Raw genomic sequence first — 1,125 nt, forward strand, 5'->3', positions numbered from 1 at the left:
GGTTCCCCCGTCGCGGTGCTCTACGACGTGCCGCCGCCGGACGCGGATGGATGGATCGGCGGGCGGGCCCACACCTTCGTCGTCGCGGTGAGGGCGATCCGATGAGCCCGCCCAGCACGCAGGCCCTGGCCGAGGGCGCGCTCGGAATGACGCTGCTGCACATCGAGCGCGGCAACCTCTCCGTAGCGCGGCCCCTGCTGGCCGAAGCGGTCGCCGGCGGCGTCAGCACCGGCTCCAACGCTTCCCTGTTCCACGGTGCTCCAGCGCTGGAGTTCGTGCTCGGCCGTGCCGGGCGCGCCAACCGGACCGTTCAGGCGGCCGTCGACCGGGTCGTGGCCGCTCGGCTCGCCGCAGCGCGTCGGCGGCGAGAGTCGGCGCGGCTGCCGACGTTGGCGGAGTTCGATCTCATCCGGGGGCTCACCGGGCTGGGGGCGCTGTTGCTTGCCCGCGCAGGCTCGCCGCCGCCGCTGCTACATGAGGTGCTGGCCTACCTGGTGACGCTGGCATGCCCGGCTGAAGCCGATGCCCGGGTCCTGCCCGGATGGTGGTCGCCGGACAGCCCCGGGCATCAGGAAATCCCCGGTGGCCACGCGAACAACGGTGTGGCGCACGGCATCGCCGGCCCGTTGGCGCTGCTCTCTCTCGCCGCCCGCCGCGGCATCCTGGCGGAGGGCCAGCTCGAAGCGATCGACGCGTTCGCGACGTGGCTGGAGGAGTTCGGCGGCCTCTACTGGATCACCCTGGGCCACCTGCTCGCCGACGAGCCACAGCAGGCGCCGCCCCTGCGCCCCTCCTGGTGCTACGGGGACCTCGGTATCGCCCGCACGCTGCAACTGGCCGCGCTCGCGCTCGGCGACGACGCCCGCCGGCAGAAGGCCGAGGAGCTCGCCATCGCCGCCCTCACCGACCCGGCCCGCCTGGGCCGGGTCACCGATGCTTCCCTCTGTCACGGCTGGGCCGGGCTGCTGACCGTCACGACCGCCATCGCAGCCGACAGCTCCACCCCCGGCCGGTTCGCCGAGCCCATCTGGCAGACCCGCCAGCGGCTGGTCACCGGGATCGCCTCGCTGCGCAAGCCCGGGTTTCTGGAAGGGCGGGCGGGGGCGGTTCTGGCGTTGGAGGGCT

The 1,125-nt window shown here is 73.9% G+C and carries 1 protein-coding gene; it reads left to right on the forward strand.

The window, feature by feature from the left end:
- Nucleotides 1-101: 101 nt before the first annotated feature.
- The coding region (locus tag EJK15_RS69480) for a lanthionine synthetase C family protein (RefSeq protein ID WP_138720954.1) at nt 102-1,125 on the forward strand (1,024 nt) is incomplete at its 3' end.

The sequence above is a fragment of the Nonomuraea basaltis genome, from assembly GCF_005893125.1.
GTDB lineage: Bacteria > Actinomycetota > Actinomycetes > Streptosporangiales > Streptosporangiaceae > Nonomuraea > Nonomuraea basaltis.